We start from the raw sequence: 21,706 nt of genomic DNA, 5'->3' as shown, positions 1-21,706 counted from the left end.
TCGTCAACCCGGGGAACGGTGCCGACGCGATCGCACCGCCGCGGCCGCGGCGATCGGCACCCCGGGAGGAGGATGCGTGGCAGGGACACCGGCGCCGGGTGCGACCGAGCCCGGTTCGACGCGCACGCGCCTGCCGCTCCTCGCCGGGACGGTCGTGGCGCTCGGCGCCGCGGTCGTCGCCTGGGCGGCCCTGCGGATCTCCGCCGCCCACCCCGGTTTCACCGTCGGTACGGTTCTGGCGGCCGTCGTCCTGGCGGGCCTCGTCGCCGCCCTCGTCGCGTGGGTCGCCGTGGACCGGGTCCTGCGGCGGGTCGGCGTGTTGGAGAGGCGGTTCCGCGACCTCGCCGACGGTGATCCCCGGCTGCGCGTGGACGAGCCCGGCGGCGACGACGAACTCGCCCGCCTCGCGCGTACGCTCAACGACGCCCTCGATCGCCGCCAGCGCGCCGCCGAGCACCGCCTCGACTTCGTCGGCGACGCCGCGGACGCACTGCGCGGCCCTCTCGCCGCAGTCCCCGCGGACCTGGCCGCAGCGGCGCGGCCCGGCGGCCCCGACTCCGCACACGCGGTACAGCGCGGCCTCGCTGCCACCGACCGACTGCAGACAGTCGCCGCCGACGTGCTGCTCCTCGCGCGGCTCCGCGCGGGTGATCGCCCACGCCGCGAGATCCTCCCGTGGTTCGAGGTGATGACCGACGTGCGTGCCCCTGCTCGGGCCGCGTTCTCCGTCGAGGGAGACCTCGCGACCCTCGTGCTCGGTGCCCACAGCCACTTGACGGTGCTGATGCAGTACCTCCTCGACGAGGCCGCGCGGCACGCCGAAACGGCGGTCGTGCTGCGGATCGCGACGTTCGACGACGCCGTCGTCCTCCGTGTCGACGACGACGGTCCGCCCATCCCCGCCGCCGAGCGCGCGCGGGCCTTCGCGCCCTTCGAGGATCCCGAGCGCCTCCGCGCAGACGGGAGCGGCCTCGCGCTGGTCATCGTCGACGAGATCGTCCGGGCGCACGGCGGTTCCGTCTGCATCGAGGAATCGCCGCGCGGCGGATCGCGCCTTCGGGTGGAGTTCCCCGCGGTGCGCGGCGACGTCCTGCCGAACTGGGAGTCCCCGGTACCCGATCCGCGCTGATTGCCGCCGAATCCGCACCCGGGGCGCGACCGCACGGCATGATGGTCGCAGTGGGCGTGGGGGCGCCCGCGGATTCGGGGGAATCATGGCTGAGATCAGCGGCGCCGCCGCGCTGCTCGCGGACGTGGAACGCCGCGAGGCGGAGCTCGCGCGGCTCGACGAGGAGTTCCGCACCGCCCGGGTGACGGCGCGGTCGCAGGACCGGGCCGTCGCCGTCACCGTCGACGTGCGAGGGCACGTCGTCGAGGTGGAACTGGCGCCCGGGACGCCGCGCGCGCACCCGCCGGAACGTCTGGGCCCCTTGATCGCCGAGCTCGCGGCCCGCGCGGCAGCCACGCTGCGCGAGCACTACGCGCGGCGCGCCGAGCTCACCCGCGTGCCGCGATGATCTTCGAACTGGAGCCGGACGCCTGGGAGCGGGAGGCGCGCACCGTCGACGCACTGGCGGACTCCTTGCTCGCACCGGAGCCCCTGCCGCTGCCCGCCGACCGGTTCGCGCGTGCCCTCGGCGACGTCCCCGCCGCGTCCGACGCCGCGGCGCAGGAGTTGCACGCCGCCGCCGTCGCCGAGCTGCGTACGCTCGCGGCGCTGATCCGGCACCGGGCCCGCCGGGCCGCCGGGGCGGACCGCGTCGCGGCCGAGACGATCGAGGCCGTCGGATGACCGATCCCGCGTTCTGGCCCCAGGAGCCCGGCCCCTACGCCGCGACGGGCGAGAAGTACCTCGTCGTGCACGACGCGGCCCGGCGGATCGCCGCCGGCCTCGGGATGAACCCGCCGTCGGGCGCGCTCGTCACGGCGGCCGAGTTGGACCGGGCGCGGGCGCACTTCCACGCCGACTACGCGCGCCTCGTGGACGACACCCGCGCCCGCATGACCGACGTCGCCGCGCGCACCGCCCTGGCCCGCCTGGAGGCGCGCGGGCAGCACCCGCCCGGCGATCCCGGGGCCGAGCAATCCGCCGACCTCGCGGACGAGCGCGGCCGCGCCGAGACCGAGGACGCCGCCGAGGAGGCCCGCCGACGGTCCGCCGAGCTCGCCGCAGGGCACGGCGCTGCGGTCGGCTCCTTCGCGCCACTCGCCGGGATGGGCATGCTCGGCCGGTCCTTCGGTGCCGACGGCAGCCACCGCGCTGCGCAGTACGCGATGCCCGTCGCCGCGCCCGCCGATCTCGACCTGCGGTTGCGTGAGGTGTGCGCGGCCGTGACCGGATCTGCGCGGGGCTGGGTGCGGATGGCGGTCGCCGAGGTGATCGATGAGGCCGGACGGTCGTGGCGGCTGATCGGCACCACCGAACTCGACGGCTACTTGCGGCCCGGGATCATCCTGCGCGACGGCGAGCTCGCCGCCGGTAACGAGGTGTGGCCCGAACTGTCCATCGCGACCTTCTGCGCGGCACACGGTTTCGCGCCCGGCCCTGTGGTCGGCACGCTCGAACCGCCGCCCGACGTGTGCGAGTACCTGCGCGCAGCCGGTTTCGCACCGTCGTGGTCGTCCGACGCGTGGACCGCGAGCTGGGAGGACGCCGATGCATCGGTCGACTAGCCTGCCCGACCTGTCCGATGCCGTCGCCGCGGTGCCCGCTGACCAGCGGCACGCTGCGGGCGTCGCGCTCGTCGCCGGGGCGCTGGACCGCGCCGCCGATCCCGCGCTCGACGCCGCGGGAGAGGTGCTGCTCGACGAGCGTCGTGCCCCCGGCTCGCGGGCGAGCGAGGCGGACCGTCTGGCGGTCGTGGCCGACCGGCTGGACCGCGAGGCGCACGCGCGCCGCCTCGACGGCGATCACACCGGCTACATCCTGGGCTTCCAATCCGCGCGGGTGATGGCGGCGCTGCACTTCCTCGTACGCGACGGCGGCGCAGGATTGGCCGACGTCGCCTACGAGGCGGTGATGGTGTGCGGCGCCACCGAGCCGGTGATCGCCGAACTCGTCGGTGCCCGCCGGTAGGGTGGCCGCGTGAATTCGAGCGCGCCCGTGAAATCCGTATCCGCCCGCATCGCCGAGGAGCTCTCGGTGGGGGAGAACCAGGTGGCCGCCGCGGTCCAGCTGCTGGACGAGGGGTCGACGGTCCCGTTCATCGCCCGGTACCGCAAGGAGGTAACCGGCAGCCTCGACGACGCGCAGCTGCGCACACTGGAGGAACGGCTCGGCTACCTGCGGGAGCTCGATGACCGGCGCGCCGCGGTGCTCGCCTCGATCGAGGAGCAGGGCAAGCTGACGCCGGAACTGCGCGCGGCGCTGCTCGCGGCGGAGACCAAGGCCCGCGTCGAGGACATCTACCTGCCGTACAAGGTCAAGCGCCGCACCAAGGCGCAGATCGCGCGGGAGAACGGCCTGCAGCCGCTCGCCGAGCGCCTGCTGGCCGATCCCACGCTGGTTCCGGAGGAGCTGGCCGGGGAGTTCCTCGGCGAGAACGTCGCCGACGCCGCGGCCGCGCTCGAGGGCGCGCGGCACATCCTCGTCGAGCGCGCGGCCGAGGACGCCGAGCTGGTGGGCACCGTGCGCGAGAAGTTCTGGGCCGATTCCACGCTGCGCACCGGCGTGCGCGAGGGCGCCGACCCGCAGAAGTCACAGAAGTTCCGCGATTACTTCGAGTTCTCCGAGCCGCTCGAATCGATGCCCAGCCACCGGGTGCTCGCCGTGCTCCGCGGCGAGAAGGAGGAGGTGCTTTCGCTGCAGTTCGACGGCGGTGAGGACGCCGACTATGAGGCGATGGTCGCCTCCGCACTCGGTATCTCGAACCAGGGACGCCCGGCCGACAAGTGGCTCGGCACCGTCGCGCGGTGGGCCTGGCGCACCAAGCTGATGGTTTCCGCCACCGTCGACGCGCGGACCCGGCTGCGCCAGCGCGCCGAGGACGATGCCGTGCACGTCTTCGCCACCAACCTCAAGGACCTGCTGCTGGCGGCGCCCGCCGGCACCCGGCCCACGCTGGGCCTCGACCCGGGCTTCCGCAACGGCGTCAAGACCGCCGTCGTCGACGGCACCGGCAAGGTGCTCGACACCCTGATCATCTACCCGCATCAGCCGCAGAACCAGTGGGACAAGAGCAAGGCACTGCTCGCTGCGCTCATCGCCCGGCACGACGTGGAGCTGGTAGCCATCGGCAACGGCACCGCGTCGCGCGAGACCGACGCCCTGACCACAGAGCTCCTCGGCGAGATCAAGAAGGCCGGTGCTCGCGTCCCGGCGAAGGCCGTCGTGAGCGAGGCGGGCGCGTCGATCTATTCCGCCTCGGAGTACGCCTCGCAGGAGCTGCCGGACATGGACGTCTCCCTCCGCGGCGCGGTCTCCATCGCCCGTCGCCTGCAGGACCCGCTCGCCGAGCTGGTGAAGATCGACCCCAAGTCGATCGGCGTGGGCCAGTACCAGCACGACGTCTCGCAGGCCAGCCTCGCCAAGTCGCTCGACGCGGTCGTGGAGGACGCGGTGAACGCCGTGGGCGTCGACCTCAACACCGCCTCGGCGCCGCTGCTCGCGCGCGTCTCCGGTGTCACCGAGGGCCTGGCCGCCGCGATCGTCGCGCACCGGGACGGCGCCGGCGCCTTCCGTAGCCGTCGGGGCCTGCTGGACGTCCCTCGCCTCGGCCCCAAGGCCTTCGAGCAGTGCGCCGGCTTCCTCCGCATCCGCGGCGGCGACGACCCCCTCGACGCCTCGGGCGTGCACCCCGAGGCCTACCCCGTGGTGCGGAAGATCCTCGACCGTTCCGGGCTGGCCCTCGCCGAGCTCATCGGCAACGGCCCCGCGCTGGCGAAGCTGCGGCCTGCGGATATCGCCGCCGAGCTCGCCGACGAGCGCTTCGGCGTCCCGACGGTGACCGACATCCTCGCCGAGCTGGAGAAGCCGGGTCGCGATCCGCGTCCCGCTTTCGCCACCGCGACGTTCGCCGCTGGTGTGGAGAAGGTCTCCGACCTCAAGCCGGGCATGGTGCTGGAGGGCGTGGTCACCAACGTCGCGGCCTTCGGCGCCTTCATCGACGTGGGCGTGCACCAGGACGGGCTGGTGCACGTCTCCGCCATGTCCGACCGGTACGTCTCCGACCCGCACGAGGTGGTCAAGTCGGGCCAGGTCGTCAAGGTCAAGGTGGTCGACGTGGACGTCGAACGCCAGCGCATCGGTCTTTCGCTGCGCCTGAACGACGACGCCGCCCCCAAGGAGCGTGGACCGCGCGGCGGGGGAGCGCAGCGCGGCGGCGCCCAACGGGGCGGTGCTCCTCGCGGCGAGGCGCGCGGCGGGCAGCCGAGCGGTGGCCAGCGCGGGCAGGGAGGTCAGGGCGGACAGAACCGCGGCCAGGGGCAGCGCGGAGGAGGACCGAACCGGCCGTCGCGCGGTGGCGCGCAAGCGGCACCGTCGGGCTCGATGGCGGACGCGCTGCGCAAGGCCGGCTTCGGGAAGTAGTCCCGAGCACGCCGCGCGACTGTGCGCACCCGCCGCGTGCGCGCCGGCGCGGCCGGTGCGCGGGAAGTCATCCGCGGACGAGCGGCGTGCGCGGGTTCGTGCATCGGCGGCTTTCCGACCTGGGGCGACGGTGTGCGGCGCTAGGTTGGAGGGATGTCCACCTGGTTCGCGAACGACATCGTCGGAGGGGGACGGCTGCCGCTGTTCTCCTTCTGCGTCGGTCTGATCGTGGGCTTCATGGGGATCCGGGTCAGCGTGCGGCTGATCCGGGCGGACGTGCGCTGGTGGTTCGGCAACGTCAAACCGGGCGGCCTGCACCTGCACCACATGGTGTTCGGCGTGGTGCTGTGCCTGGGCTCGGCGATCGGGCTCATCGCGAACTTCGACAAGGCCACCCAGACGACGGCTGCGGTGCTCGCGGGCGTCTTCGGGCTGGGGGCGGCGCTGATCCTCGACGAGTTCGCGCTGATCCTCTACCTGCGCGACGTGTACTGGCAGGAGGAGGGCCGCGCGTCGGTCGACGCGGTCTTCGTCGCGATCGCGATGAGCGGCCTGCTACTCCTCGGACTGCGCCCCCTGGACCTGGTGGACTTCGCCGGGTTCCGTGACTCGCCGGAGCGAGCCGCACAGATCAGCTTCGGCGTGATCAGCCTCGGCACCGCGGCGATCGTGCTGCTCAAGGGTAAGATCTGGACCGGTCTCCTCGGATTGTTCTTCTTCCCGCTGTTGCTGATCGGAGCGATCCGGCTGTCGCGGCCCGGCGCGCCGTGGGCCCGCTGGCGGTACGAGCAGGACTCGCGGCGCATGCTCCGCGCCCTGCGCCGCGAGCGCCGGCTCCGCCGTCCGCTGATCCGCGCCAAGATCGCGGTGCAGGACCTCATGGCCGGCCGCCCGGACCTGCTACCGCACCTGCGCGAGGACGCGGAGAAGGAGCTGGACCGCACCGTCGTGCCCGCGCCGGCACCGCCCCGTCGGCCCCGGTCGATGGCGCGGCGGTTGACGATTTCGAGAAACCGGCGCCGATCTGGCACAATCAACAGGTTGCCCGGGCTGCGTGCTACTCGGGCGTATCCGGCTGCGGAGCGGCCGGTAGGACAGGAGTACGAACCGGTCGAACCCCCGCGGCAGTAGTCGCGACGGGCCGCCAGGGTCCTCTGCTCACGAAGACATGTAAGAAACGGATGATCCAGCGATGAACACGCTCGACTTCATTGACCAGCAGTCCCTGCGCAGCGATGTGCCCGACTTCCGCCCCGGCGACACCCTTGACGTGCACGTCAAGGTCATCGAGGGCAGCAAGGAGCGCGTCCAGGTGTTCAAGGGCGTCGTGATTCGCCGCCAGGGCGGCGGCGTGCGCGAGACCTTCACGGTGCGCAAGGTGTCCTTCGGTGTCGGTGTGGAGCGCACCTTCCCCGTGCATTCCCCGAACATCGCCAAGATCGACGTGCTCACCCGTGGTGACGTGCGTCGCGCGAAGCTGTACTACCTGCGCGACCTGCGCGGTAAGGCCGCCAAGATCAAGGAGAAGCGCTGACACCAGCGCCGGTCGCAGTCCGGATGGGCGAGACCGATCCGCCTGCTCGGTAGTGTGTACCCGTGCCCGAGCAGACGAACTCCCCGGAGACCCCCGAGCCCAGCGATTCCGCATCGCAGGCCGGGGGTCCCGGCATTTCCGGGGGCGACACCCCCGCCGAGCCCGACCGTCAGGGTGGCCGCCACGCCGCACCGGACCCGGCACCTTCGGGCGAGGGGCGCGGGGGAGCGGACGCCGCTGACGGCGGGGCCCCGAAGGGCGCGAAGGCGACGAAGGACAAGAAGACCAACTGGCCGCTGGAGGTCGCGGCGATCGTGCTGGTCGCGCTGGTGCTCAGCTTCTGCCTGCAGACCTTCGTCGGCCGCCAGTGGTACGTGCCGTCCGAGTCGATGGAGCCGACACTGATCGGGTGCCAGGGCTGCACCGGCGACCGGATCGTCACGCAGAAGATCAGCTACTTCACCGGCGATCCGAAGCCGGGCGACGTGATCGTCTTCCGCGCGCCCACCGAGTCCTGGGGCCTGGACCCGGTCACACCGGTGCGCTCGAACAACACGGTGATCCGCGGCGTCCAGGAGGCGCTGTCCTACGTGGGCCTGCAGCCGCCGAATGAGAACGACCTCGTTAAGCGCGTGGTCGCGGTCGGCGGGCAGACCATCCAGTGCCGCCCCGAGACGGGTGTCACCGTGAACGGCAAGAAGCTCGTCGAGCCGTATCTGGCGGAGACGGCGAAGACCTTCGCGAAGGATCAGGACGCCTGCTGGCAGAGGCCCTTCGGGCCCGTCACCGTGCCGGACGGCAACGTCTTCGTGATGGGCGACAACCGGATGTTCTCCGCGGACTCGCGCTTCCACATCGACAACGACCCCCTGCAGGGCACGGTGCCGAAGGCCGATATCCGCGGCAAGGTCGTGGCGATCATCTTCCCGTTCAGCCGCTGGCAGACGGTGGATTCGATCAATCCGCAGCAGGGCTAGAGGCGTATGCGCGACCGATGGCCCCCGCGGCCGGTGGTGCGGGCATCGTCGGGCTTGAGCACGCTCGAGACGGTGCTCGGCCGGGCGGGGCTCGGTCCGGTCGCGGGCATCGACGAGGCCGGGCGCGGCGCCTGCGCGGGCCCGATGACGGTGGCCGCCTGCATCCTGCCGGCGCGCATACCGCCGTCGTTGGCGCGTCTCGACGACTCGAAGAAGCTGACCGAGATCACCCGGGAGCAGCTGTATCCGAAGATCCTCGACCTCGCGGTGAGCTGGTCGGTCGTATCGATCCCGGCCCCCGAGATCGACCGGATCGGCGTCCACGTCGCGAACATCATGGGGATGCGGCGCGCGATCGCGGGCCTGCAGGTGCGGCCGGGGTACGTGCTCATCGACGGCTTCACCGTGCCCGGCCTCGGCATCCCGTCGCTGCCGGTGATCGGCGGCGACGCCTCCGCCTCGTGCATCGCCGCGGCCAGCGTGCTGGCGAAGGTGACGCGCGACCGCGTGATGACGGAGCTGGACGATGACTTCCCCGGGTACGGCTTCGCGGTACACAAGGGTTACTCGACGGCGGTGCACATGACGGCGCTGGGGGAGTTGGGGCCGAGCACCCAGCACCGCATGCGGTACCAGAACGTGCGGGCCGCGCTGGACGCGTCGTCGAGGAACACCGCGGCGGCGCGGTAATCTGGAGCGGTTACGACTGATGACATCAGGTGAGGAGGACGACGTGAGCGCAGAGGATCTCGAGAAGTACGAGACCGCGATGGAGCTCTCCATGTACCGCGAGTACAAGGACGTGCTGAGCCAGTTCACCTACGTGGTGGAGACGGAGCGCCGCTTCTACCTCGCCAACGGGGTCGATCTGATCCCGCGCAACGCGGACGGCGAGGTCTACTTCGAGGTACGGATGACCGACGCCTGGGTGTGGGACATGTACCGGCCGGCCCGCTTCCTCAAGCAGGCCCGCGTGGTGACGTTCAAGGACGTCAACATCGAGGAGCTCGACAAGCCGGAGCTGCGGCTTCCCGAGCAGTGACCGCTCCGCAGTAGCGGGTTCATCCACAGCTTTCCGTACATAACCTTTTTTCTCCACAGGCACCGTCTTCGCGGACGGTGCCTGTGGTGCACCGGCGGCACGATCGGGCCATGGGGAACAACGAGACGGGGCGTGCCGGCGAGGACGTGGTCTGCGGCTTCCTGGCGAACCGTGGATGGACGGTGCTGGCGCGGAACTGGCGGTACTCGGGCGGGGGCCTGCGCGGCGAGCTGGACGTGATCGCCCGCGCGCCGGACGGGATGCTCGCGATCGTCGAGGTGAAGACGCGGTCCGGTACGGCCTTCGGCACCGGCTTCGAGGCGGTGACGCCGCGCAAGGTCGCCCAGCTGCGGGCGCTCACCTCCCGTTGGTTGGCCGAGACCGACGGTGCCTTCGCGCAGGTCCGTATCGACGTCGCGTCGGTCTACACGCCGCCGGGCGGGCCGGTCACGCTCGAGTACCGTGCCGGGGTGGCGTGATGTCAGCGCTGAGCAAGGTGCATTCGGTCGCCATCACCGGGGTCGACGGTGCCGTGGTCGAGATCGAGGGCTGCATCGGCCCGGGCCTGCCGGCGGTGCACCTCGTGGGCCTGCCGGACACGGTGCTCAAGGAGTCCCGCGACCGGATTCGCGCCGCCATCGTCAATATCGGGATCAGGTTCCCGGACACGCGGGTCACCGTCGCGCTGTCGCCGGCCACCCTGCCGAAAGTGGGCTCGATCTACGACCTGCCGCTGGCGATCGCGATCCTCGTCGCGGCCGAACGGGTGCCCGTCGGTCGGATCGACGGTGCCGTCCTGCTGGGGGAACTCGCCCTCGACGGCCGCGTCCGGGCGGTGCGCGGGGTGCTCCCGGCGGTGCTCGCCGCGAAGGAGTCTGGCTTCACCCGTGCGGTGGTCCCGCTCGCCAACCTCGACGAGGCCGGTCTCGTCCACGACATCGAGGTGCTGGGCGCCGCGCACCTCTCGGAGGTCGTGGCATGGCTCGCGGGGGAGGGGAATCTCGCCGAACCGGGCCCGCTCGTCGCCGAGGCGTCCGATCCCACCGTGGCGGACCTGGCCGACGTGGTGGGGCAGCCCGAGGCCAAGTACGCGCTGGAAGTGGCCGCCGCCGGCGCCCATCACATCATGATGACGGGGCCGCCGGGCATCGGGAAGACGATGCTGGCCTCCCGGATGCCGGGAATCATGCCCGCGCTGGGGCGGCGCGAAGCCCTCGAGGTGAGCGCGATCCACTCGATCGCCGGGAACCTGAGGCCGGACCGGCCGCTCATCACGGTGCCGCCCTTCGTCGCTCCGCACCAGACCTCGTCGGTGAGCGCGCTCGTCGGCGGTGGCACCGGGCTGGCCCGGCCCGGAGCGGTCTCCCTCGCACACCGGGGTGTGCTCTTCCTCGACGAATGCGCCGAGATGGGGCCGCGCTCGCTCGAGGCGCTGCGGACCCCGTTGGAGGAGGGCCAGATCCGGCTCGCCCGCCGCGACGGCGTGGTGAAGTACCCGTCGCGGTTCCTCCTCGTCATGGCCGCGAACCCGTGTCCGTGCGCGCCCGCCCGGAACCAGGACTGCACCTGCACGGCGACGGTCCGCCGCCGCTACCTCGGCAGACTCTCCGGACCGCTGCTCGACCGGGTGGACCTGTGGGTGCGCATGGAGCCGCCCGGCACCGGCGCCCTGCACGAGGACGGCGTCGCGGAGGAATCCAGTGCGACGGTGCGCGGCCGGGTACGCCGGGCGCGGGAGGCAGCGGCCGACCGCTGGGGCGCCGAGGGCTGGCTGACGAACTCGGAGGTCCCCGGGGTGGTGCTGCGCCGCCGGTTCCGGCTCTCGGCCAAGGCTCTTCGGCCGCTCGAGCTGTACCTACGGGGCGGGAAGGTCACGGCGCGCGGAGCGGACCGCTGCCTGCGACTCTCGTGGACCCTCGCGGACCTGCTCGGTCTCGACAAACCGGGGGAGGACGAAGTGATTCAGGCCCTGCAGTTCCGGGACAAGGAGTGACGATGACCGACGACCTGACGCGCGCGTGGGCGTATCTGAGCCGGGTCGCGGAGCCGCCGTGCGGGCCGCTGGTCGCGCTCGTCGAGGAAGTCGGACCGGTGGCCGCGGCGGACATGGTGCGCCGCCGGGAGTTCGCCGACGGCTTCGAGGACGTGGCAGACGGGACCGCCGGCCGGGCGCAGGAGGATCGGGCAGAGGCCGACCTCGCCCACATCGCGCACCTCGGTGGAAGGCTCGTGACGCCGGACGACGACGAGTGGCCCGCACAGACCCTGCGGCGGCTCGCAGAGCGCCTGCCGTCGGAGGACACCGAGCACGAGGACGAGGTCCGCGAGCTGCGGCCGGTAGCACTGTGGGTGGTCGGCCGCGGACGTCTCGACGAGCTGCTGGAGCGGTCTGTGGCGATGGTGGGGACCCGCGCACCGTCGAGCTACGGGGAACGGGTGACGGACGACTTCGCCGGCGACCTCGCGGCCGAGGGCTTCACGATCGTCTCCGGCGGCGCGTACGGGATCGATGGGGCGGCGCACCGCGCAGCGCTCGCCGCGGAGGGCCCGACGGTGGCCTTCGTCGCGGGCGGTCTGGACCGGCCTTACCCCGCCGGCCACGCTGGGTTGTTCCGGCGCATCGCGGAGTCGGGTCTCCTCGTCTCCGAGTACCCGCCGGGCGGCGTCCCCGCGCGGCACCGGTTCCTCAACCGGAATCGGATCGTGGGCACGGCGACGGGAGGTGTCGTGGTGGTGGAGGCCGGATTCCGGTCGGGCACCAAGAACACCGCGACGTGGGCGCGGCGCCGCGGGGTGCCGGTGTGTGCGGTGCCCGGCCCCGTGACAGCGGCGACCTCCGTGACCTGCCATCAGCTGATCCGCGAAGGGGCCGTGCTGGTCGCCCGGTCCGCGGAGGTGATCGAGGAGGTGGGCCGGATCGGCGAGCTCGCACTGGAACTCGACGTGCCAGCTCGTCCGACCGACGGCCTCGACGGGCCGGCGCTGCGGGTGCACGGAGCGCTTCCGGCGAAATCTGCGCTGCCGGTGTCCGAGATCGCCGTGATCGCCGGGCTCCCCGCCCGCGCGGTGATGGGGCAGCTCGCCCTCCTCGAGCTACAGGGCCTGGTACGGCGTGAGGGCGCGCTGTGGCGCCTTGATGGATGATCGGTGCCGGATCGTGGCGTGGTGTAGATCCACTGAGATCGAGTCCGCTGAAGGTGGAGCCGCATCAGGCGATCCGATTCGACGGGGTGAAATGTCGTGAATGCGATCGCTTGTCGCGGGAGTTGGGGGTGTTGACGCGAGATCGGCCCGATGTTGTGCTTAGGGTTGGCGCCAGGGTGGCGGTGTCCAGTAACCGGCGTGGTCCCCAAGTCCTTCCCGCGGATACCTGCAGCGCGTGCTGTGCGACTGGGTATCGCTGATCGAGAGGTGAAGCCATGACCTCCCAACTCGCCATCGACTACGGGGCGGGGCTCTCGGACGCCTGGAGCTCCGTCGCGACCTTCGTTCCCAAACTGGCCGCCTTCCTGGTCATCCTGGTCATCGGCTGGATCGTCGCTAAGGTCCTGTCCAAGGTCATCGCGAAGATCCTCGCCAAGGTCGGCTTCGACCGGCTCGCCGAGCGCAGCGGCCTGCAAGGGGTCCTCGCCAAGAGCGACTACGACGCCTCGACCCTGCTGGCCAAGGTCGTCTACTACGCGGTCCTGCTCATCACGCTGCAGCTCGCGATCGGGGTCTTCGGGCCCAATCCGGTCGGAGACCTGTTGTCCCGGTTCGTCGCGTGGCTGCCCAAGCTGTTCGTCGCGATCCTCATCATCGTGATCGTCGCAGCCATCGCGAAGGCGGTGAAGGACATCGTCGGCGGGGCGCTCGGCAGCGCCTCGTACGGTCCGCTGGTCGCCACGATCGCCTCGCTCCTCATCTGGGGCGCCGGGATCATCGCGGCCCTCAACCAGATCGGCGTCGCCACCACCGTCACCACGCCGGTCCTCGTCGCCGTGCTCGCCACGATCGGCGGCGTCCTCGTCGTCGGCGTCGGCGGCGGACTCGTGAAGCCCATGCAGCAGCGCTGGGATGGGTGGCTGACCAAGGTCGAGGCCGAGATCCCGGCCCGCCGCGCCGAGCGAGAGGCGGCCGCGCAGGAGGCCGCGCGCGTCAGTCGGGCCCGGAACCAGGCGGGGCAGCAGTCGCCGGGGGAGTCGCCCCTGGCGCAGGCGGCCACGCAGGGTCAGGCCCATCAGGCCGAGGGGTATCGAGCTCACGATTTCGAAGCCCAGGGGTACCGACCCCAGAGCTACCAGGCCCCGCTGCCGCCCCAGGCCCCGCAGGCGCCGCTGTCCGCGCAGCCGACCCAGGCCGTGCCGCATGCCGCGCCGGGCACCGGGGAGCAACTCGCGCACGGGGGACAGCCGCCCACCATCGGCTTGCCCGCGCAGCCCGCGGGACAACATCAACCCGGCCAGCACCAGTACGGCGGCCGGGCGCCGCAGCACAGCGCCCCGAGCCAGTCGCCGGCCTGGCAGCGGGGCGCGGACCCCCAGGGGTGGCAGAGCGGGCCCGACGACTGGAACCGGCAGACCCCCGAGCCTCCAGCGTGGCAGCCGGGCGAGACCCCGTACACCGGACAGCACGCCGGCCATCCGGGCGCCGAGCCGCAGGGCTCGCAGCCGGGGCCCGACCCCGAGCGGTGGCCCGGCTCGGACCCGCAGGATCCGGGTCGCCCGGGCGGGCAGTAGCCGCCGCAGAACTGGACCGATCGATCGCTCACCGGCCGGCCGCGCATGTCGCGGACCGGCCGGTGCTGCGTTCGGGGGGCTACGCCGGGCGGAGCGCCGTCTCTTCGGGCGCGATCAGCTCGCCGTTCTTCATCAGCTCCGGATCGGTGCACGAGGCGAGGTCGAAACAGCACGGCCGGCGCTTGCCCGAGCACATCTTGGAGATCGTCACGTCCACGCGCTTGGCCCGGGTCGCCGGGTTCTTCGTGGCGCCGATCCACCGCACCCACTCCCACCGGGCCATCGGCGTGATGTCGGTCCACACGTCGGCGGTGTCCGGCGCCCCGTCGAGGGCGACCCGCAGGTCGTCGGGCACCGTCGGCTCCGGCCACTCCTTCGTCGGTGCGAGGACCAGGGCGACCTCGTCGCCGGCCTCGACCGGGGCGTGGTCGAGAGCGATCCAGTGCCCCTTGCGGCCGTCCGGCTCGACGACGGTGCGGAAGTCCGCGCCGTCGAGCGTGCCGGTCACGGCGACCTGCCCGCGCGACGGTAGCGCGGCGCTGGCCTCGGCGGGCAGCCGGACGAGTGTCCGTTCGCCGAGGAGCTCGGCGGTGGCGGTGAAGCGGACGGCGGTGTCGCTGCGGGTGGTCATGGTGCTCTCCTCGCGGTGGTCCTCGGGTTTCCACCGAGACTACGAGCGGCGGTCCGCGCGGGCTTCTCGATTCGTGATCGATCCGGTCCGATGCTTCCGCCCGGGGCGAGCGATCATTCGGTGCACTCATGAGCGAAACCGGCGGCGGACCGTCGAACCTGGTCACGGAACCGGGCGCCGGGCCGAAGCCCGCACTTGTCCCACCGATGTACTAACCAGTAGGTATCGTTCACGCAGCTGGGAGATCCCCGGTGCCGTCGAGTTGGAGAACAAAGCCGTGAAGATGAAGCGTTTCGCGCTCGCCCTGGTCGTGCCCATCGCCCTCACCTCGGGTGTCGCCGCGTGCGGCTCGAGCTCGGACGGTGACGCGATCAAGATCGGCGTGACCGACGGCGCCCAGGCGTTCTGGAACGTTTACAAGGGCCTCGCCAAGGACCAGGGCATCGACGTGGAGCTGAAGAACTTCAGCGACTACAAGCAGCCCAACGCCGCGCTCAATGACGGCGATCTGAACATCAACGAGTACCAGCACCTGCTGTACCTCGCCGACTACAACGCCAAGAACAACACGAAGCTGGTCCCGATCGGCGCGACCGCGATCTACCCGCTGCCGCTGTATTCGAAGAAGCACAAGTCGGTGGCCGACATCCCGCAGGGCGGCACCATCGTCGTTCCCGACGACCCGACGAACCTGTCCCGCGCGCTGCTCGTGCTGTACTCGGCCGGCTTGGTGAAGTTCAAGGTCGAGCAGAACCCGTTCGTGACGCCGGCCGACATCGACACCGCCGCGTCGAAGGTCACCGTCAAGACGGTGGACGCCAACCAGACCGCGCTGAGCCTCGACAGCGTCGACGGTGCCGTCGTCAACAACGATCCGGCCGAGAACGCCAAGCTCGGCAAAGACCTGATCATCGCCAAGGACGACCCGGCCAACCCGGCGTCGGAGCCGTACATCAACGCCTTCGTCGTCCGCGAGGCCGACAAGGACAACCCGAAGTATCTCCAGCTGGCGAAGCTGTACCAGGACCAGAAGGTCGTCGAGGCGCTGCGCAAGGACAAGGGCGACACGTTCATCCTCATCCAGAAGCCCGCGACGGAGTTGCAGCAGATCACGGTCAAGCTGCAGGAGCAGGTCAAGGCACACGGCAAGTGAGTAACGGGACCGATACCCGGGTGGCGATCGAGTTCCGCGACACCACCCGGGATTTCGGCACGACGAAGGCGCTCGACGGGGTCAGCTTCGCGATCCCCGAGGGATCGATCACCGGCGTGATCGGCCAGTCCGGCGCCGGCAAGTCGACATTGATCCGCACCATCAACGGCCTCGAGTCCACCACCTCCGGCGAGGTGCGGGTACTCGACACCGTGGTGGGCACGCTCGGCGAGCGCGACCTGCAGAAGCTGCGCGCCCAGGTGGGCATGATCTTCCAGCGGTTCAACCTGATGAACTCGCGCACGGTGGCGGGGAACGTCGAGTACCCGCTCACTCTGGGGGACCTCTCGAAGGACGAGCGCCGCACGCGCGTCGCGGAGCTGCTCGATTTCGTCGGCATCGGCGACAAGGCGACGCAGTACCCGAACAAGCTGTCCGGCGGGCAGAGTCAGCGCGTCGGGATCGCCCGCGCGCTGGCCCGGAACCCGAAGATCCTGCTCGCGGACGAGGCGACCAGCGCGCTCGACCCCGGCACCACCAGCGAGGTCCTCGACCTGCTGCTGCGGGTCAACCGCGAGTTCGGCACCACCATCGTCGTGATCACCCACGAGATGGACGTGATCCGCCGCATCTGCGACACCGTCGCGGTGCTCGACCACGGCAAGCTCGTGGACTACGGCCCGGTGTACGACGTCTTCGCCGCGCCCACGTCGCCCGCAACCACGTCGCTGGTCCACGCGGCCGTCGGCGACGACGTGACGCCCGAGACCCTGCAACGCCTGCACGCGGCCCGGCCCGGCACCGTCGTCACCGTCGACGTGCGGGACGAGCCCGACGCCCTCGACGCGGCGGAGGTCTTCGCCGCGCACGGCACCGGCGCGCGCGTGCTCTACGGCGGCGTCGCGGAGGTCGGCGGTCGGCCCTTCGGCTCGCTGACCTACTCGGTGACGGGCGACGAGGCCGCGGTCGCGGCGGCGGTCGCCCAGCTCGGATCCCTCGCGCACGTCAAGGACCCGCGGACCGGTCAGGAGATCGTGCGATGACCTACCCGACCTTCCTCGACGACGTCTTCCCGCCCGGGACGCAGGACGTCTTCATCGACGCCATCGGCGAGACCGTCCGCCTGGTCGGCATCACGATGATCGTCGGCGGCCTGCTCGGACTCGTCTACGGCACGCTGCTCTACGCCACCCGGCCCGGCAACCTGCTCGCCAATCGCGCGGTGTTCTCGGTGCTCAACGTGCTGGTCAACATCATCCGCCCCATCCCGTTCATCATCTTCATCACGGCGATCGCACCGATCACCAAGGAAGTGATCGGCACCCGGATCGGCGTGGAGGCCGCGGCCTTCGCGATGACGGTGATGGCGACCTTCGTGATCGGCCGCGTCGTCGAGCAGAACCTCGTGACCGTCGATCCCGGCGTGGTCGAGGCCGCGCGGTCGATGGGGGCGAGCAAGGTCCGCACCCTCGCCACCGTCGTCATCCCGGAGGGCCTGGCGCCGCTGACCCTCGGCTACACGTTCATGTTCGTCGCGGTGGTCGACATGTCGGCCATGGCCGGCTACGTCGGCGGCGGCGGCCTGGGCGACTTCGCCCGCCAGTACGGCTACCAGCAGAACAACTGGCAGCTCACGCTCGTCGTGATCGTGGTGCTCATCGTCGTGGTGCAGATCGCCCAGTTCTTCGGCAACTGGCTCAGCCGCCGGCTGCAGCACCGTGACTGAGACGGGCACGGTCACGTCGCCCGCGGCGGGACCGAATCGGCGCACGCAGATCCTCACCGGGACGGTGGGGCACCTCGTCGAGTACTTCGACTGGAGCGCCTACTCCTTCCTCGCCATCTACTTCTCCCGCCAGTTCTTCCCGGGCGACGCGGAGTCGGTCGTGCCGCTGCTGGCGACCTTCACGGTGTTCGCGGTGGGCTTCCTCGCGCGGCCCATCGGCGGCGTCCTCATGGGGCGGATGGCCGACCGGTACGGGCGCAGGCCCACACTGGCCGTCGGCGTGGCGATGATGGGGCTGGGTAGCCTGCTCATCGGCATTGCGCCGACCTATGCGCAGGTGGGCGTGCTCGCCCCGGTCATTCTGGTGGTGGCGCGCCTGATTCAGGGCTTGTCGACCGGCGGCGAGCTCTCCACCGCGACCGCCTTCCTCGTCGAGTCCGCCCCCAGGAACCGACGCGGCGCGTACGGGAGCATCGTCAACGTGGGCTCCAGCCTCGGCAAGGTGCTGTGCCTGCTCGCCATCACGCTGCTGGTCGGGACCGTCGGCGCGGACGCGATGGCCGACTGGGCATGGCGCGTCCCGTTCCTCCTCGGCGCAGTCCTCGCGGTGGTCGCCTGGTGGATCCGGCGCAGCGCCGCGGAGACCCTCGCCGAGCCCGGGGCAGCCATCGGGTCGAACCCGTATCGCGAGATCCTCACCGGCCACCGCGCCGACTTCGGCCGCGCCTTCGTCCTCGCGTCGACGACCGCTGCGGTCTTCTACGCGTGGAGCACTTTCGTGCCCACGTGGGCGATCCTCACTGCAGGGCTGCACAAGGAGAGCGCCGTGACCGTCTCGGCGATCGCCTTCGTCGTGTACGGGCTCGTGCAGATACCGCTCGGCCTGCTCTCGGACCGCATCGGCCGCAAGCCCCTGATGTACGCCTTCCTCGTCGTCGGGGCGGTGGCGACGATCCCGCTGTTCCTCGCCCTCTCAGGCGCATTCGTCACCGTGCTTGCCGTGCAATGCGCCGGCATGGTGATCACCGCGCTCATGATGGCGAGTCTCGGCACCGCCCTCGCGGAGATGTTCCCGGCCCGGATTCGCGTGCTCGCCACCGGCACCGCCTTCGCCCTGGCGACCGCGATCTTCGGGGGCACGATCCCCGCCATCGGCACCGCGCTGCACGAGCGCGGCCTCGACCTCGCCTTCCCGGTCTACCTGGTGGTGCTGCACCTCGTCGCGCTGCCCGTGGTCTACCGCTGCCGCGAGACCGCGCACGCGCCCCTGCCCGATTGAACACCGTTCCTGTTCATCGCGACCTGCGGCTTTGCGGTCCGTAACGGTGTTCAATTCGGGGGTTAGGGTGGGGGCATGAGCGAGGCGCTGGCGGAGTACGAGACGTACCTGCGGCTCGAGCGCGGCCGCAGCGAGCACACGGTGCGCGCGTACCTCGCCGATCTCACCGCCCTGCTCGCCTTCGCCGCGGAGCGCGGGGTGGCGGCGGATCGCCTCGACCTGGCGACGCTGCGGGCGTGGCTGGGGGAGCGGGCCGCGTCCGGCGCCGCCCGGACCACCCTCGCGCGGCAGGCCTCGTCGGCCCGCACGTACACCGCCTGGGCGGCCCGACGGGGCCACCTCGACGCCGATCCCGGGGTCCGGCTCAAAGCCCCGCGCGCGCATCGCACCCTGCCCACGGTGCTCTCCTCCGACGATGCCGGGCAGGCACTGCGCAACGCGGCCTCCGGCGCGGCGGAGGGCGACCCCATCGCGGTCCGCGACCTCGCGATCGCCGAACTCCTCTACGCCAGCGGTATCCGCGTGAGCGAGCTGTGCGGCCTCGACCTGGGGTCCGTCGACCACGGCCGGCGCGTGCTCAGCGTGATCGGCAAGGGTGACAAGGAGCGGACGGTGCCTTTCGGCGCACCCGCCGCCGCGGCCCTGCAGCGCTGGCTCGACGAGGCGCGGCCCGCGCTCGCCGGCGAGCGCTCCGACAACGCATTGTTCCTCGGTGCCCGCGGCGGGCGGCTCGACCCGCGGCAGGCACGGACCGTCGTGCACCAGGTCACCGGGTCGGTGCCGGGCGGGCGCGAGGTGGCGCCGCACGGCCTCCGGCACACCGCCGCCACCCACTTGCTCGACGGTGGCGCGGACCTACGCGTCGTGCAGGAGCTCCTCGGCCACAGCTCGCTGGCGACGACGCAGCTGTACACGCACGTGAGTGTCGCGCGACTCCGCGCCGCGCATGAGCAGGCGCACCCGCGCGCCTAATGCTCAGTCGCGCCAGTTGCGCTCGAAGGGCAGGCGCCAGGCGTTCGGGGCGATCAGCTGGTGGATCGAGTTGGGGCCCCACGAGCCCGGCTCGTACGAGCGCACCGGCGGCGGGTCGTCGAGCAGCGGGATCGAGCGTTCCCACAGCGATTCGATGCCCTCGGCCGTGGTGAACAGCGTGTGGTCTCCGTTGATCGCGTCGAGGATCAGCCGCTCGTACGCCTCGAGCACATCGTCGGCCTGCTCGGTGTCCTCGGTGGAGAACTGCATCGACAGCTTCGACAGCCGCATACCCGGGCCGGGGCGCTTGCCGTAGAACGACAGCGAGACCTTGGACTCGTCCGCCAGGTCGAAGGTCAGGTGGTCCGGGCCCTGCTGGCCGATGCCCGAGCCGGCCGGGAACATCGACTTGGGCGCCTCTTTGAAGGCGATGGAGATGATCCGCATGCCCTGCGCCAGTTTCTTGCCCGTCCGCAGGTAGAAGGGCACGCCGGCCCAGCGCCAGTTGTCGATCCGCGCCTTGAGCGCGATGAAGGTCTCGGTGTCGGACTCCGGATCGACGCCGTCCTCCTGCCGGTATCCCGCGTACTGGCCGCGGATCACGTCGTCGGGACGGATCGGCTCGAGCGATCGGAAGACCTTGTTCTTCTCCTCCGAGATCGCGCGCGGTTCCAGCGCGGTCGGCGGTTCCATGGCGACGAAGGCCATCACCTGGAACAGGTGCGTGACCACCATGTCCTTGTACGCGCCAGTGGGCTCGTAGAACGCGGCGCGGGCGTCGAGCCCCAGCGACTCGGGGATGTCGATCTGCACATGGTCGATGAAGTTGCGGTTCCAGATCGGCTCGAACAGCCCGTTGGCGAACCGGAACGCCAGAATGTTCTGCGCCGCCTCCTTACCGAGGAAGTGGTCGATCCGGAAGATCTGCTTCTCCTTGAAGGTCTTGTGCACCTCGTCGTTGAGGGCCAGCGCCGACTCGAGATCCTCGCCGAAGGGCTTCTCCATGATCACCCGCGAGCGCTCCACGAGACCCGCCTCGTTCAGCGTCGCTATCACCTTGGTCGCTGCCTTGGGCGGCACGCTCAGGTAGTAGAGGCGCCGCACCCGCTCGCGATCACCCTGCGTGTCGGCGTCGGCGAGCTCCTGCTCCTTCGTCGCGACGGCCTCGGCGAGCGCTGCGGGGCCGGCGGAGGTGTTGACGTAGGACAGCTTGGGCGCGAACTGTTCCCACTGCTCCGCGGTCAGCTTGCGGGCGCCGAGCTCGTCGATCGCCTTCTTCGCGAAGGCGCGGAACTGGTCGTCGGTCATGTCGTCGAGGCTGGTGCCGATGACTCGCATGTCCGGGGCCAGGCCGGAGACCGCGAGGTACCCGAGGCCGCAGAGCAGTTTGCGCCGCGAGAGATCGCCGGTGGCACCGAAGAGCACCACCAGTGTGGGATCGTCCTGCGGGACCGTGCGGGAGCGCCGCGTGGATCCGCTGGGATAGGCGATCGTCTGTGCCTCCTGAAGCCGTTCCGCCTTCGCGTCGTCCGTGGTCGATTCTGGCGTGCTCGCGTCCGTCACGGAGGGAATCGTCGCATTCCCCGACGGTCCGCGCGCGGCGGCTCGTCGGATTCACCCGCTCGGGCCCGCCACGGCGTCCGGCAGCAACCGCACCGGCGCGGCCCCGACGAGCAGCAGCGGGTTGAAATACTCGGCGGCGCGCCCGGCCCCGCGCCGTAGCCCCCAGTGCAGGCAGGCGGTCGCGGGGCAGCCCTCGTGTCCGGCGGCCACCCGCCCGAGAGGGGTCCCGATCCCCACCTCGTCGCCCGCGCGGACCGCGGGTTCTTCGATCGGCTCGTAGGTGGTGATCAGGCCGTTCGGATGCAGCACCGACACCACGACGCGGTCGTCTACCCGCCCGACGTGATGCACTCGTCCGGCGCCCGCGGCGTACACCGTCTGTCCGGGGGCGGCGGCGAGGTCGGCGCCGCGGTGCCCCGGCTGCCACCGCTTCTCCGGGTTCGCGAAGGGCAGCGCGACGGCAGGCCTGGGGTCGAGCGGCCAGTCGTAGTCGTCCGCCGCCCGTGCGGGCGCGGCGCCTGCGAGGACGGCGAGGATCAGGGCGAGTGCCGAGCGAGTGACGATGCGCATGTCCCGACGATGCC

At 71.3% G+C, this 21,706-nt stretch carries 23 protein-coding genes; 20 read left to right on the top strand and 3 right to left on the bottom strand.

From position 1 onward, the window contains the following. Positions 1-76 precede the first annotated feature (76 nt). The 15 genes from HNP44_RS09795 to HNP44_RS20800 all read left to right on the top strand — a co-directional run bounded on the left by HNP44_RS09795 (position 77) and on the right by HNP44_RS20800 (position 13,798). The gene (locus HNP44_RS09795; RefSeq protein ID WP_259139870.1) at positions 77-1,129 is read left to right on the top strand and encodes a HAMP domain-containing sensor histidine kinase; all 1,053 of its coding nucleotides are present in this window, start codon (positions 77-79) and stop codon (positions 1,127-1,129) included. A gap of 85 nt (positions 1,130-1,214) precedes the next feature. Next, on the top strand, positions 1,215-1,517 hold the full coding sequence (locus HNP44_RS09790; protein WP_259139872.1) for a YbaB/EbfC family nucleoid-associated protein: 303 nt from the start codon (positions 1,215-1,217) through the stop codon (positions 1,515-1,517). Continuing rightward, positions 1,514-1,792 carry a hypothetical protein gene (locus tag HNP44_RS09785; protein WP_259139873.1) on the top strand — a complete coding sequence of 93 codons (279 nt, stop codon included), beginning with the start codon at positions 1,514-1,516 and terminating at the stop codon, positions 1,790-1,792. The genes HNP44_RS09790 and HNP44_RS09785 overlap by 4 nt, the downstream gene beginning before the upstream one ends. Further along, a complete protein-coding gene (locus tag HNP44_RS09780) occupies positions 1,789-2,673 on the top strand; it encodes a hypothetical protein (RefSeq protein ID WP_259139875.1) in 885 nt (294 codons plus the stop codon). Before HNP44_RS09785 ends, HNP44_RS09780 begins: the two co-directional genes overlap by 4 nt. Further along, positions 2,657-3,076 carry a hypothetical protein gene (locus tag HNP44_RS09775; protein WP_259139876.1) on the top strand — a complete coding sequence of 140 codons (420 nt, stop codon included), beginning with the start codon at positions 2,657-2,659 and terminating at the stop codon, positions 3,074-3,076. The genes HNP44_RS09780 and HNP44_RS09775 overlap by 17 nt, the downstream gene beginning before the upstream one ends. A 9-nt stretch (positions 3,077-3,085) precedes the next feature. Further along, the gene (locus HNP44_RS09770; protein ID WP_259139877.1) at positions 3,086-5,527 is read left to right on the top strand and encodes a Tex family protein; all 2,442 of its coding nucleotides are present in this window, start codon (positions 3,086-3,088) and stop codon (positions 5,525-5,527) included. Between the two features lie 153 nt (positions 5,528-5,680). Beyond that, a complete protein-coding gene (locus HNP44_RS09765) occupies positions 5,681-6,658 on the top strand; it encodes a hypothetical protein (RefSeq protein WP_259139878.1) in 978 nt (325 codons plus the stop codon). A 61-nt stretch (positions 6,659-6,719) separates the two neighbouring features. Next, positions 6,720-7,061 carry a 50S ribosomal protein L19 gene (gene rplS / locus HNP44_RS09760; RefSeq protein ID WP_019203499.1) on the top strand — a complete coding sequence of 114 codons (342 nt, stop codon included), beginning with the start codon at positions 6,720-6,722 and terminating at the stop codon, positions 7,059-7,061. Between the two features lie 62 nt (positions 7,062-7,123). Continuing rightward, positions 7,124-8,038 (top strand): signal peptidase I, encoded by a 915-nt coding sequence (gene lepB, locus HNP44_RS09755; protein WP_259139879.1) that lies wholly within the window; start codon positions 7,124-7,126, stop codon positions 8,036-8,038. Positions 8,039-8,044: 6 nt separating this feature from the next. Further along, positions 8,045-8,728: a ribonuclease HII gene (locus tag HNP44_RS09750; RefSeq protein ID WP_259139880.1), complete on the top strand. Its 684-nt coding sequence runs from the start codon at positions 8,045-8,047 to the stop codon at positions 8,726-8,728. Between the two features lie 43 nt (positions 8,729-8,771). Next, positions 8,772-9,080 carry a DUF2469 domain-containing protein gene (locus tag HNP44_RS09745; RefSeq protein ID WP_259139881.1) on the top strand — a complete coding sequence of 103 codons (309 nt, stop codon included), beginning with the start codon at positions 8,772-8,774 and terminating at the stop codon, positions 9,078-9,080. Positions 9,081-9,190: 110 nt separating this feature from the next. Further along, positions 9,191-9,559, top strand: coding sequence for a YraN family protein (locus HNP44_RS09740; RefSeq protein ID WP_259139882.1), 369 nt, complete (start codon positions 9,191-9,193; stop codon positions 9,557-9,559). Then, the gene (locus HNP44_RS09735) at positions 9,559-11,073 is read left to right on the top strand and encodes a YifB family Mg chelatase-like AAA ATPase (protein ID WP_259140266.1); all 1,515 of its coding nucleotides are present in this window, start codon (positions 9,559-9,561) and stop codon (positions 11,071-11,073) included. Before HNP44_RS09740 ends, HNP44_RS09735 begins: the two co-directional genes overlap by 1 nt. 2 nt (positions 11,074-11,075) lie before the next feature. After that, positions 11,076-12,224, top strand: a complete 1,149-nt coding sequence (gene dprA / locus HNP44_RS09730) for a DNA-processing protein DprA (protein WP_259139884.1) — start codon at positions 11,076-11,078, stop codon at positions 12,222-12,224. Between the two features lie 275 nt (positions 12,225-12,499). Next, positions 12,500-13,798, top strand: coding sequence for a mechanosensitive ion channel family protein (locus HNP44_RS20800; RefSeq protein WP_310437669.1), 1,299 nt, complete (start codon positions 12,500-12,502; stop codon positions 13,796-13,798). A 79-nt stretch (positions 13,799-13,877) separates the two neighbouring features. Here HNP44_RS20800 and HNP44_RS09720 read toward each other — a convergent pair whose 3' ends face one another. Beyond that, complete coding sequence (locus tag HNP44_RS09720; protein ID WP_259139890.1) at positions 13,878-14,429, bottom strand: YdeI/OmpD-associated family protein; 552 nt, start codon at positions 14,427-14,429, stop codon at positions 13,878-13,880. Between the two features lie 283 nt (positions 14,430-14,712). On the opposite strand from HNP44_RS09720, the gene HNP44_RS09715 reads away from it, so the two are divergent. The 5 genes from HNP44_RS09715 (at position 14,713) to HNP44_RS09695 (ending at position 19,559) form a co-directional block, all read left to right on the top strand. Continuing rightward, the gene (locus HNP44_RS09715; protein WP_259140269.1) at positions 14,713-15,582 is read left to right on the top strand and encodes a MetQ/NlpA family ABC transporter substrate-binding protein; all 870 of its coding nucleotides are present in this window, start codon (positions 14,713-14,715) and stop codon (positions 15,580-15,582) included. Beyond that, entirely contained in the window at positions 15,579-16,625 is a 1,047-nt protein-coding gene (locus HNP44_RS09710) for a methionine ABC transporter ATP-binding protein (RefSeq protein WP_259139892.1), read from the top strand. The genes HNP44_RS09715 and HNP44_RS09710 overlap by 4 nt, the downstream gene beginning before the upstream one ends. Then, positions 16,622-17,308 carry a methionine ABC transporter permease gene (locus HNP44_RS09705; protein WP_259139893.1) on the top strand — a complete coding sequence of 229 codons (687 nt, stop codon included), beginning with the start codon at positions 16,622-16,624 and terminating at the stop codon, positions 17,306-17,308. Before HNP44_RS09710 ends, HNP44_RS09705 begins: the two co-directional genes overlap by 4 nt. Beyond that, complete coding sequence (locus HNP44_RS09700; protein WP_259139897.1) at positions 17,301-18,587, top strand: MFS transporter; 1,287 nt, start codon at positions 17,301-17,303, stop codon at positions 18,585-18,587. Before HNP44_RS09705 ends, HNP44_RS09700 begins: the two co-directional genes overlap by 8 nt. A 75-nt stretch (positions 18,588-18,662) precedes the next feature. Further along, complete coding sequence (locus HNP44_RS09695; RefSeq protein WP_259139898.1) at positions 18,663-19,559, top strand: tyrosine recombinase XerC; 897 nt, start codon at positions 18,663-18,665, stop codon at positions 19,557-19,559. Between the two features lie 3 nt (positions 19,560-19,562). On the opposite strand, the gene zwf is transcribed toward HNP44_RS09695, so the two are convergent. Both zwf and HNP44_RS09685 read right to left on the bottom strand, forming a co-directional pair. After that, positions 19,563-21,122 carry a glucose-6-phosphate dehydrogenase gene (gene zwf, locus HNP44_RS09690; RefSeq protein WP_259139900.1) on the bottom strand — a complete coding sequence of 520 codons (1,560 nt, stop codon included), beginning with the start codon at positions 21,120-21,122 and terminating at the stop codon, positions 19,563-19,565. Between the two features lie 51 nt (positions 21,123-21,173). Next, complete coding sequence (locus HNP44_RS09685) at positions 21,174-21,692, bottom strand: M23 family metallopeptidase (RefSeq protein ID WP_259139901.1); 519 nt, start codon at positions 21,690-21,692, stop codon at positions 21,174-21,176. Positions 21,693-21,706 lie beyond the last annotated feature (14 nt).

The sequence above is a fragment of the Tsukamurella ocularis genome (assembly GCF_024807615.1).
GTDB classification, from domain to species: domain Bacteria; phylum Actinomycetota; class Actinomycetes; order Mycobacteriales; family Mycobacteriaceae; genus Tsukamurella; species Tsukamurella ocularis.
This window is presented reverse-complemented; position numbering and strand designations above follow the sequence as displayed.

Coding starts and splice junctions, on each gene's coding strand:
- HNP44_RS09790 (WP_259139872.1), top strand. CDS start 1,215: ATGGCTGAGATCAGCGGCGCCGCCGCGCTGCTCGCGGACGTGGAACGC.
- HNP44_RS09785 (WP_259139873.1), top strand. CDS start 1,514: ATGATCTTCGAACTGGAGCCGGACGCCTGGGAGCGGGAGGCGCGCACC.
- HNP44_RS09780 (WP_259139875.1), top strand. CDS start 1,789: ATGACCGATCCCGCGTTCTGGCCCCAGGAGCCCGGCCCCTACGCCGCG.
- HNP44_RS09775 (WP_259139876.1), top strand. CDS start 2,657: ATGCATCGGTCGACTAGCCTGCCCGACCTGTCCGATGCCGTCGCCGCG.
- HNP44_RS09765 (WP_259139878.1), top strand. CDS start 5,681: ATGTCCACCTGGTTCGCGAACGACATCGTCGGAGGGGGACGGCTGCCG.
- rplS (WP_019203499.1), top strand. CDS start 6,720: ATGAACACGCTCGACTTCATTGACCAGCAGTCCCTGCGCAGCGATGTG.
- HNP44_RS09750 (WP_259139880.1), top strand. CDS start 8,045: ATGCGCGACCGATGGCCCCCGCGGCCGGTGGTGCGGGCATCGTCGGGC.
- HNP44_RS09740 (WP_259139882.1), top strand. CDS start 9,191: ATGGGGAACAACGAGACGGGGCGTGCCGGCGAGGACGTGGTCTGCGGC.
- HNP44_RS09735 (WP_259140266.1), top strand. CDS start 9,559: ATGTCAGCGCTGAGCAAGGTGCATTCGGTCGCCATCACCGGGGTCGAC.
- dprA (WP_259139884.1), top strand. CDS start 11,076: ATGACCGACGACCTGACGCGCGCGTGGGCGTATCTGAGCCGGGTCGCG.
- HNP44_RS20800 (WP_310437669.1), top strand. CDS start 12,500: ATGACCTCCCAACTCGCCATCGACTACGGGGCGGGGCTCTCGGACGCC.
- HNP44_RS09720 (WP_259139890.1), bottom strand. CDS start 14,429: ATGACCACCCGCAGCGACACCGCCGTCCGCTTCACCGCCACCGCCGAG.
- HNP44_RS09715 (WP_259140269.1), top strand. CDS start 14,713: ATGAAGCGTTTCGCGCTCGCCCTGGTCGTGCCCATCGCCCTCACCTCG.
- HNP44_RS09705 (WP_259139893.1), top strand. CDS start 16,622: ATGACCTACCCGACCTTCCTCGACGACGTCTTCCCGCCCGGGACGCAG.
- HNP44_RS09695 (WP_259139898.1), top strand. CDS start 18,663: ATGAGCGAGGCGCTGGCGGAGTACGAGACGTACCTGCGGCTCGAGCGC.
- HNP44_RS09685 (WP_259139901.1), bottom strand. CDS start 21,692: ATGCGCATCGTCACTCGCTCGGCACTCGCCCTGATCCTCGCCGTCCTC.